Annotated in this window: 8 protein-coding genes; 5 read left to right on the top strand and 3 right to left on the bottom strand. The window is 72.5% G+C overall.

The window, feature by feature from the left end; genetic code table 11:
• Positions 1-141 precede the first annotated feature (141 nt).
• Positions 142-720, top strand: a complete 579-nt coding sequence (locus tag ABZ342_RS48440) for a LuxR C-terminal-related transcriptional regulator (RefSeq protein WP_360488740.1) — start codon at positions 142-144, stop codon at positions 718-720.
• Here the strand turns inward: ABZ342_RS48440 and ABZ342_RS48435 are convergent.
• From ABZ342_RS48435 to ABZ342_RS48425, 3 genes are read right to left on the bottom strand one after another with little or no spacing between them, the layout of a single operon-like run.
• The gene (locus ABZ342_RS48435) at positions 673-2,211 is read right to left on the bottom strand and encodes a long-chain fatty acid--CoA ligase (RefSeq protein WP_360488737.1); all 1,539 of its coding nucleotides are present in this window, start codon (positions 2,209-2,211) and stop codon (positions 673-675) included. The genes ABZ342_RS48440 and ABZ342_RS48435 overlap by 48 nt on opposite strands.
• Positions 2,208-3,464, bottom strand: coding sequence for a 5-aminolevulinate synthase (gene hemA / locus ABZ342_RS48430; protein WP_360488734.1), 1,257 nt, complete (start codon positions 3,462-3,464; stop codon positions 2,208-2,210). The genes ABZ342_RS48435 and hemA overlap by 4 nt, the downstream gene beginning before the upstream one ends.
• 43 nt (positions 3,465-3,507) lie before the next feature.
• Positions 3,508-5,076: a fatty acid--CoA ligase family protein gene (locus ABZ342_RS48425; RefSeq protein WP_360488731.1), complete on the bottom strand. Its 1,569-nt coding sequence runs from the start codon at positions 5,074-5,076 to the stop codon at positions 3,508-3,510.
• Positions 5,077-5,296: 220 nt separating this feature from the next.
• Here ABZ342_RS48425 and ABZ342_RS48420 point away from each other — a divergent pair, with 220 nt between their 5' ends.
• The 4 genes from ABZ342_RS48420 to ABZ342_RS48405 all read left to right on the top strand — a co-directional run.
• Positions 5,297-6,757, top strand: a complete 1,461-nt coding sequence (locus tag ABZ342_RS48420; RefSeq protein ID WP_360488728.1) for an amidase — start codon at positions 5,297-5,299, stop codon at positions 6,755-6,757.
• On the top strand, positions 6,757-7,386 hold the full coding sequence (locus ABZ342_RS48415) for a hypothetical protein (protein WP_360488725.1): 630 nt from the start codon (positions 6,757-6,759) through the stop codon (positions 7,384-7,386). Before ABZ342_RS48420 ends, ABZ342_RS48415 begins: the two co-directional genes overlap by 1 nt.
• Positions 7,373-9,046: a GH3 auxin-responsive promoter family protein gene (locus ABZ342_RS48410; RefSeq protein ID WP_360488722.1), complete on the top strand. Its 1,674-nt coding sequence runs from the start codon at positions 7,373-7,375 to the stop codon at positions 9,044-9,046. Before ABZ342_RS48415 ends, ABZ342_RS48410 begins: the two co-directional genes overlap by 14 nt.
• Positions 9,043-9,271, top strand: a 229-nt coding sequence (locus tag ABZ342_RS48405; protein ID WP_360488719.1) for a class I SAM-dependent methyltransferase, incomplete at its 3' end; no start/stop codon positions are given. The genes ABZ342_RS48410 and ABZ342_RS48405, both read left to right, overlap by 4 nt.

Raw genomic sequence — 9,271 nt, 5'->3', positions numbered from 1 at the left:
GCGGACGCGAGCCCGGCGATCCGGGCAGTGCTGGCCGAGTTCGGCTAGGCTGGGCTCAGACCGACCGGGATCGGCGTCGCCCTCGCGGTCCGCAACGATGTCCACCGCTACGGGCTGGAAGGAATGTTGCGCTCGCTCGACGTGGTTTCTGCCGTCTTCAGCCACACCACCGTCGCCGGCGCCGCGGAAGCGGCCTCGGCGCACGCCCTCGACGTCCTGGTCACCACGACCGCCGAGCTCGACGAGACCGTGGACGTCTCGGCGACGCAGCACTTGCGCGGGTGCGGGGTGCGCCTGCTGGTGCTCGTCGGCGCCGCCGACCGGGTCCAGCGGAAGTGGGTGTCGCACGCGCAGGGGTTCGTCGACCGCTCCGCACTCCACCTGGATGTCCTGCAGGAGGCGGTGATCGACGTCGTCGCGGGTCGGTTCCACGTGTCGGCCAGCCTCGCGCGCCGGCTGCTGGGGCCGGCCGACTCGGGGCCCGGGACCACCCTGACCGCGCGGGAGCTCCAGGTGCTGCGGCTGGTGTCCGAAGGCAAGAGCAACAAGCAGGCCGCCCGCGGGCTCGGTATCTCGGAAAACGGCGTCAAGCGCCTGATGGGCAACATCCTGGCCAAGCTCAACAGCCCGAACCGGACTCTCGCCGTGGTTCGGGCTCTCGAGCTCGGCCTGCTAGGGCAGGACAGCCAGGCGCAGCCGGCCGGCCAGCTCCCGCTTTAGTACCTTGCCGCTCGGGCCGAGGGGGAGTTCGCCGATGAACTCGATCCGCCGCGGGCGCTTGTAACTCGCGAGCTCACCGCGCCCGAGGGCGAGGAGCTCCTCGGCAAGCGCGTCGTAGCCCTCGGCCGCCGGCACCACGACCGCGCAGACTTCTTCGCCGAGCAATGGATCCGGCAGGCCGATCACGGCGACCTGCGCGACGGCCGGGTGCCGCAGCAGGACCTCTTCGACTTCCCTGGGGTAGACGTTGTAGCCGCCGCGGATGATCACGTCCTTCTTGCGGTCCACCAGGGACAGGTAGCCGTCGGACGGATCGAGCACCCCGAGGTCGCCGGAGCGGAACCAGCCGTCGACCAGGACTTCCGCGGTGGCTGCCGGCTGCCCCAGGTAGCCGGCCATGACGTTGTGACCGCGGATGACGACTTCGCCGAGCTCACCGGTCGGCAGCAGCTCGATGGCGCCTTCGAGGTCGGCGCGGGCGATCGCCACCTCAACCCCCTCGATCGGGAACCCGACGGTGCCCGGCCGGGTGGGACGGCCCGGCTGGTTGTAGGCCACGCACGGCGAGGTCTCGGTGAGCCCGTAGCCCTCGTAGACCTCGCAACCGAACGCGTGGCGCACCTGCTCCAGCACCGGCACGGCCAGCGCCGAACCGCCGCTGAACACCCGGCGCAGCCGCGGCGCGGGAGTCGTTCCGGACCCGAGCTCCGCCAGCAGCGCGTGGTACATCGTCGGCACCCCCATGAAGACCGTGCAGCCGTGCCCGGCCATCAGCTCCAGCGCAGTGGCGGGGTCGAACCGGTCGGTCAGGACGACAGTGGCCCCGGCCAGGAAGAAGGCACCCATCCCGCACGTCTGTCCGAACGTGTGCGACAGCGGCAGGCAGCAGAGCAGCACGTCGTCGGCCCGGACGTCGAACGGGGAGACCGCGGTCACCTCGATGTTGGTGACGATGTTGCGGTGGGTGAGCATTGCTCCCTTGGGCCGGCCGGTCGTGCCGGAGGTGTAGAGGATCGCGGCGACGTCGTCGGGCGAGCCGCGGTGGTAGTCCGCGATGGGTGCTGCCGCGGTGTCCAGCCGGACCGCGCCGTTGCCCCTGCCCGAGACGGTGAAGAGCGCGACCTCGGCGGCCGTGGCCGCAGGAGCGCCGTGCTCCAGCACGTCGGCCGCGCAGATCAGGGCCCGCGCACCGCTGTCGCGCAGCACGAACTCGATTTCGGCGGCCCGCGACCGGGTGTTCAGCGGAACGACGGTCGCGCCCAGCGCGAGCACTCCGTAGTAGGCCGCCGGGAAGTCGGGTGTGTTGGGGATCAGCAGGGCGACCCGGTCGCCCGGGCCGATCCCGTGCCGGCGGAGCACCGCCGCCCAGGTCCGGGCCCGTTCCCACATCTGCTCGTACGTCACGGTTTCGGACCCGCAGATCAGGGCGGGGTGCGCCGGCCGCCGTGCCGCCGTGGCGGCGAGCACGGCGGCCAGGGGACGTGTGGTCACACGAGCGCCTTCGCACCCGAGCGGACCCGCCCGCCGCGGGGCACCGCCGAGGCGGTCGGGATGCCGAGGTCGCGCCAGATCACCGCCAGCGCGTCGGCGAACTTCTCGACATCGGCCGGGGTGTGCGTGGCGGACGGGGCGATGCGCAGCAATTCCTCCCCAGCGCGGACGCTGGGGGCGTTGATCGCCTGGACGTAGATCCCGTGCCGCTCCATCAGCAGCGCGGAGGCGCGCTTGCACAGCGCGTCGTCGCCGACCAGGGCCGAAACGATGTGAGAATCGGCCGACCGGTACGGGATGTCGGCGTCATCGAGCAGGCGGTGCAGCAACGCGGCGTTCTCCGCGAGCCGCTCACGCTCCACTTCGGACTGCCGCAGGTGCCGCACGGCGGCCAGTGCGCCGGCGGCCGTGGCGGGCGGCAGGGACGTGGTGAAGACGAAGGCGCGGGAGCGAGTGCGCACGACGTCGATCAGGTCGCGCGGGCCGGCGATGTACCCGCCCGCCGTGCCGAGGCCCTTGGCCAGCGTCCCCATGATGACGTCGAACCGGTCCGCGATCCCCTCTCGCGCGGCGATTCCGGCGCCCTCCGGGCCGTACATGCCGATCGCGTGCACCTCGTCGAGGAACGTGGTCGCCCGGTACCGGTGGGCCAGCTCCGCGATTTCGGCGAGCGGGGCGATGTCGCCGGACATGGAGTACACGGACTCCAGCACGATCAGCTTCGGGGTGTCCGGGCCGGTGGCAGCGAGCAGCTCCTCCAGGTGCGCGACGTCGTTGTGGCGGAAGATGCGCTTCTGCGCGCCGCTGCGCCGGAGGCCGTCGATGATGGAGGCGTGGTTCAGCTCGTCGGAGAACACCACGGTGTCGCCCGGCGTGCCGGCGAGCACCGTGAGCGCGCCGTCGTTGGCCGCGTAGCCGGAGGTGAACAGCAGCGCGCCGTCCTTGCCGTGCCAGTCGGCGAGCTCGCGTTCGATTTCGACGTGGCGGTGGTTGTTCCCGCCGATGTTGCGGGAGCCGCCGGAGCCCGCCCCGAACTTGGCGACTGCTTCGTGCACGGCGGTGAGGACGAGCGGGTGCTGTCCCATCCCGAGGTAGTCGTTGCTGCACCAGACGCTGACTTCGGTGTCGGTGTGCTGCGATCGCGCGATCGCGCTCGGGAACTGTCCCGCGCGCCGGCCGATCTCGAGGAAATCGCGGGTACGGCGCTCCTCTTCCGGGACTCCGTGGGTGTAGAACTCCAGGTGGGTGGTCATGACGGTTCCTCTCGGTCTTCGCGGCTCGGTCCGGGGTGGAAGATCACGCTCGTGCGGTGCTCAGCAGGCGCAGCTGGGGTTTGTCCGCCTTGCCCGCCGCGTTCAGCGGGACCTCGTCGAGCACCAGGACGCGCTCCGGGGCGTGGGCGGGGGAAAGGCTCGTGCTCAGGTGGGCGCGGACTTCGCCCGCGGTCACCGGGCTTCCGGGCCGGCAGGTGATCGCGGCGTGCAGGTGCTCGGACCCGTCGTCGTCCCGCAGGCCGTACACGGCCGCCGCGGCCACGCCGGGGATCGCCAGGACCTCGCGTTCCACGACCGCCGGGTACACCTTGACGCCGTCGATCTTCACCACTTCGGCGACCCGGTCGAGCAGGTGGAAGTAGCCGCGTTCGTCGCGGTAGCCGATGTCCCCGGTCCGGTACCAGCCGTCGCGGAGCACGTCCGCGGTCCGGGCGTCGTCGAGGTAGCTGTCCATCAGCTGCGGTGACCGCATCCAGAGCTCCCCGACCTGGCCGCCGGCCAGGAGTTCGCCGGTGTCGAGGTCCCGGACTTCCACGACGACTTCCGGGAACGGCCTGCCGACCGTGGCCGCGAGCCGGGGGTCCGCGTGGTCGGCCGGGCCGAGGAAGGTGATCCGGCCGCTTTCCGAGGTCCCGTAGACCTGCAGCAGCACCGGGCCGAACACGGCGATCGCCTCGGAGATCCGCGCCGGCGCGGCCGAACTGCCGCCGTAGATCAGCCGGCTCAGGCCGGTCACGCCGTCCCGGAGGACCGGGTCGCCGAGCACGTCGAGCAGCCGGTAGAGGTGGGTCGTGGCCATGAAGGTCCGCGTCACCGCGTGCTCGGCCACCGCGCGGGCCACCGGCTCGGCGTCGAACTCGGGCAGTAGGACGACTTTGCCGCCGGACCCCAGCGCGCCGTCGACCATCGGCCCGGCCGTGTGGCTCAAGGGAGTGCTGAACAAGGCGGTGATCTCGGCGGCCTCGCGCGGAGCCGCGATGGCCGTGCGCACGGTGCCCTCCCAGGCGCCCCGCGACTTCCGGATGCCCTTCGGCCTGCCGGTGCTGCCGCTGGTGAACATGATCAGCGCCAGGTCGTCCGGGTGCCCGCCGGCCGGCTCGACGGGGCCGGGATCGTCCGACGGCGACGCGTCGATCGCGCCCGCTACGTCGGGGCCGACGAGCGCGATCCCGGCCCCGTGCGCGAGTTCGGCACCGCGCGCGGCGCTGGCGCGGTCGGTGTAGACCACGGAAGCCCCGGTGGCCCGGAGGATCTCGAGCTGGTCGCCGGTCGAGAGCATCGACGCGCTCGACCCCGGGTTCGTCGAGCGCAGGTAGCAGACGGCTCCGTCCAGCAGGTGCGCCGCGTGCCGCACCGCGACCATTTCCGGGCTGTTGGACGCGGTCAGCACGGCGACGACAGTGCCGCGCTTCGCGCCGGCTTCCTTGAGCGCGCGGTGGACGCCGGTCACCGACCGGAGGTACTCGGCCCCGGTGAGCGTGGAATCCCCGTAGCGCAGGATCTCCTTGCCCGGATCGGCCGCCACGGCGGACAGCACCCCCGGCACGTAGCCCTGTGCGCCTGCCCACCACGCGCCGAGTGCGGTCGTCATGCCGATCTCCTCTTCCGGGTTCTGGTGCGGTGACAGCAGTTTGTCCGGGGAGAAGGAAGGGCGAACAGACGTCTTCGGGCACGTCTATGGTCGGCCGGGTCGGACTGGCCCACCGGGGTACCCGATCGGGTACCCCACCCGGACACGCGTGTCGGCCACGGCGAAATGGCCGCCGGTCGGGGATGTCCCGAGCCGGGAATCCGCTTTTAGGCTCGCGATCATGACGCTTCGGGGGCTTGCCGGGGAGACCCGGTGGATGGACGCGACGGCACTGGCGCACCTGGTCCGCTCGGAAGAGGTGAAGGCCGTCGAGCTGGTGGAGGCGGCGATCGAGCGGATCGAGGCCCACAACCCGGCGCTGAACGCAGTGGTGACGGAGTGGTTCGAGCACGCCCGGTCGGCAGCCGCCGACGGCCCGCCCGGCGGTCCGTTCAGCGGGGTTCCCTTTCTGCTCAAGGACTTCATGGCCGCCTACGCGGGACAGGCCGCGTCGTCGAACGGCAACCACCGGCTCAAGGAGCTGACCCGCCCGGTCTCCGGCGACTCCACGATGGTCGCGCGCCTGCGGGCGGCCGGTCTCGTCACCGTCGGCCGGACGAACACGCCGGAGTTCGCGAGCCAGCCGACCACGGAGCCGGCGGCCTGGGGCGCCACCCGCAACCCGTGGGATCCCGCGTACTCCACCGGCGGTTCGAGCGGTGGCGCCGCCGCGGCGGTGGCCTCGGGGATGGTTCCGTTCGCGCACGCTTCCGACGGTTCCGGGTCCATCCGCATTCCCGCCGCCTGCTGCGGTCTGGTCGGCCTGAAGCCCTCGCGCGGCCGGATCAGCGCGGGGCCGTCGGGCGACGAGTCGGGCCCCGCCGTCGAACTGTGCGTCAGCCGGACCGTGCGCGACACCGCGGCACTGCTCGACGCGGTCCAAGGGCCCGGCGTCGGTGATCTCGTCGTCGCGCCGCAGCCCTCCAGGCCGTACACCGACGAGCTCGCCGCCGATCCCGCGCCGCTGCGCATCGGCGTGCTCGACCACGCTCCCGGCGGTGACCCGGTACACCCCGACTGCGCCGCGGCCGTCCACGAAGCGGCCGCTTTGCTCGAGGAGCTGGGGCACCGCGTCGAGATCTCCTGGCCGGCGGTCTTCGCCACCACCACGGTCGAGGACGCCGGCCCGCTCGGACTGGCGGCGACGAGCCCGATGGCGAACTCCTTCGCCCACCTCGCCGAGGTGCTCGGCCGCGAGGTCACGGCGGCCGACGTCGAGCCGGTGACCTGGGCGAGGCTGCAGCGGCTGCGCCGGACGGGCGCTACCGACGTCGCTCGGGCACAGGCCGCGAGCACGCGCTATCGGCGCGATGTCCAGCAGTGGTGGGCCGACGGCCACGACTTGCTGCTGACGCCGACGACGGCCGATCCGGCGCCGCGGATCGGCTCCTTCGGCGACGACCTGGCGGCGCTCGAAGCCTTGACCACTCGGTACGTCGCCTTCACCAGGCCGTTCAACATCACCGGTCAGCCCGCGATCAGCCTGCCGTTGTCCCGGACCGCGTCCGGGCTGCCCGTCGGTGTCCAGCTCGCCGCGGCGTACGGCTGCGAAGACGTGCTGATCGCCGTCGCCGCACAGCTCGAGCGAGCCAGGCCGTGGGCCCACACCTTTTCCCACCTGCGATTCGATCGGAGCGCGTGATGACCGAGTTCTTCGTGGTGGCGGGCCAGGACTTCGCCGGGAAGTCGTCGGCACTGGCGAGGCTGCGCGGCGACCCGCGACACTGGCAGGTGATCTCCACCGACAGCGCCTTCCTCGGCGCCCGGCACCAGCTGGTGTCGGATCTGCGGCGCGGTGTCGGTGAGGTCCTCCCGCGACTGGGCAGCGCCTACACCCCGGAGTTCCTGGCGGCGTTGCTCCAGACCGCGGTCGTGCACCTGCGCGACGAACTGGATCGGGCGGATCCGGAACGACCGGTGATCGTCGACTCCTACTACTACAAGATCATCGCGAAGTGCCGGCTCGCCGGGCTGAGCGGCAACCCGATGTTCGACTGGTGGCGCTCCTTCCCGCAGCCGAGGCGGGTCGTCCTGGTCGAGGTGTCCGCCGAGTCCGCCTGGCGGCGGTGCGCGGCGGGAACCCGGCTCAATTCCCTGGAGCACTACGGCGACCGGCCGAGCCGGGACGGCTTCGAGCGCTACCAGCGTGACCTGCTGAAGCTGATGCTCCAGGAGATCGGGGACTGCCCGATGACCGTCGTCGAAGAACAACCGACTCCGGACAGCACGGCGCGCGCGATCCGGGAGGCGCTGGCCGATGAGCTCCGCTGACGTCTGGACCGCCCCGGGGCACGTCGAGCGCTACCGCCGGCGGGTCTTCGCCGAACGGGAACGGCTGCGCGCGGCCTTCGCGGACCCGGCGGGCGAGCAACGCCGCGTCCTGGCGGACCTGCTGCGGCACAACGCGTCGACCGCGTTCGGGGTCGCTCATGAGCTGGCCGCCGTCCGGACGCTGGACGACTTCAAGAAGGCGGTCCCGATCGGGAGCTACGCCGAGCACCGGCCGTGGATCGAGCGGGCCGCGGCGGGTGAGCACAACATGCTCACGGCCGACCGGCCCGGGCTCTTCTTCACCAGCAGCGGCAGCACCGGCGCGCACAAGAAGATCCCGGTCACCCCGGCGTTCATGCGCACCACGTTCTTCCCCTTCTACCTCGCCGCGTGGGCACCGCTGATCGAGTGCTTCCCCGAGGTGCTGTCCCGGCCGGACGCGGTGCTGAACCTCAAGCACGACCCGCTGCCCGCGCCGCCGACCGTCGGCTCCGGCCGGCCGCACGTCGGGGCCAGCCAGGTCGACTTCGGGGAGCTGTTCGGCGAACCGCTGTCCGCGGAGCCGGGCACGTCGGCGCCGTGGGCCACGCTGCCGGTGCCCGTCGAGGCCGGGGCGCACCTGGAGAAGATGTACCTGCGGCTGCGGCTGGCGGTCGAGTGCGACGTGCGGCTCGTCATCGGGATCAACCCCGCGATGGTCGCCGCGCTGCCCTACCAGCTGCGGCAGTGGTGGCCGCGGATCCTGCGGGAGATCCGGGACGGCACAGCGGGCGGGCGCCCGTACGTCGCGCCGAACCCCGGGCGGGCCGCGGAGCTCGACCGGATCGCCGCCCGGCGTGGCACCGTCCGCCCCGCGGACGTCTGGCCGCACCTCTCGGCGCTGTTCTGCTGGACCACCGGTCTCGCCCGGCTCTACCTACCCCGGCTGCGCGAAGAGTTCGGGGCCGGCGTCACCGTGCTGCCCGCACCGGTGGCGGCGTCGGAGGGCCCGGTCGGGGTCGCGCTCGACCGCCACCCCACGGCGGGCAGCCTGGTCGTCAACGCCTCGGTGTACGAATTCGTCGAGGCCGGGCAGGACCTCGGACCCGAAGTGTCCACAATGGAGCTCGGGGAGCTGGAGGAGGGGCGCGAGTACCACGTGGTCTTCAGCCACATCGGCGGCCTCTACCGGTACGCCGTCGGCGACGTGGTCCGCGTCCTCGACCGCGTCGGCGGGGTACCCCGGGTCGAGTACGCGGGACGCTCCACGCTGTCGGATGCGGCGGGGGAGCGCCTGCGGGACGCCCAGGTGGTGCGCGCACTGGCCGCCGCCACGGCCGCCACCGGACTGGAGCTGGTCAACGCCGCCTGCCGGGTCGGCGATCCCGCCGGCTACCGCTTCGCGCTGGCGCCTTGGCGCGCCGGCTGGACCCCGGCCGAGCACACCCGGTTCACCGAGGCGCTCGACGACGCGCTGTGCCGGGAGTCCACCGGCTACCGCGCCGCCCGCGAAGGGAACCGGCTGACGCGGGCCAGTTCGCTGCCGCTCGACAGCGAGGCCTTCCAGCGCGACTGGCAGGCCGCGGTCGCCGAAGGCGTGCGGCCGACGCAGGTGAAGGACCGGCTCTTCCGGCAGGACCCCGAACAGTGGCAACGGCTCACCCAGGAGGAAGCGTCGTGACGGAACGGACTCTGGACGCGGTCGAACGCACGGCCCTGCTCACGGCCGCGCTGCGAGCCGCGGAGACGACGCGTACGGACCGGATCTACACCGACCCGTACGCGGCCGTGCTGGCCGGCGACCTCGGGCCGTCGCTGCTCGCCGAGATCCGTGCCGCCACCTTCCCGGCCGACGGACCCCGGGTCGTGCCGAGCACGCCGGACTACAACGCGATTCGCACCCGGT

It is taken from the genome of Amycolatopsis sp. NPDC005961 (assembly GCF_040629235.1).
Taxonomy (GTDB): domain Bacteria; phylum Actinomycetota; class Actinomycetes; order Mycobacteriales; family Pseudonocardiaceae; genus Amycolatopsis; species Amycolatopsis camponoti.
This window is presented reverse-complemented; position numbering and strand designations above follow the sequence as displayed.

Excerpts from the sequence above, each read along its gene's own strand:
- hemA (WP_360488734.1), bottom strand. The coding sequence starts at position 3,464 with ATGACCACCCACCTGGAGTTCTACACCCACGGAGTCCCGGAAGAGGAG.
- ABZ342_RS48425 (WP_360488731.1), bottom strand. The coding sequence starts at position 5,076 with ATGACGACCGCACTCGGCGCGTGGTGGGCAGGCGCACAGGGCTACGTG.
- ABZ342_RS48415 (WP_360488725.1), top strand. The coding sequence starts at position 6,757 with ATGACCGAGTTCTTCGTGGTGGCGGGCCAGGACTTCGCCGGGAAGTCG.
- ABZ342_RS48410 (WP_360488722.1), top strand. The coding sequence starts at position 7,373 with ATGAGCTCCGCTGACGTCTGGACCGCCCCGGGGCACGTCGAGCGCTAC.
- ABZ342_RS48420 (WP_360488728.1), top strand. The coding sequence starts at position 5,297 with ATGACGCTTCGGGGGCTTGCCGGGGAGACCCGGTGGATGGACGCGACG.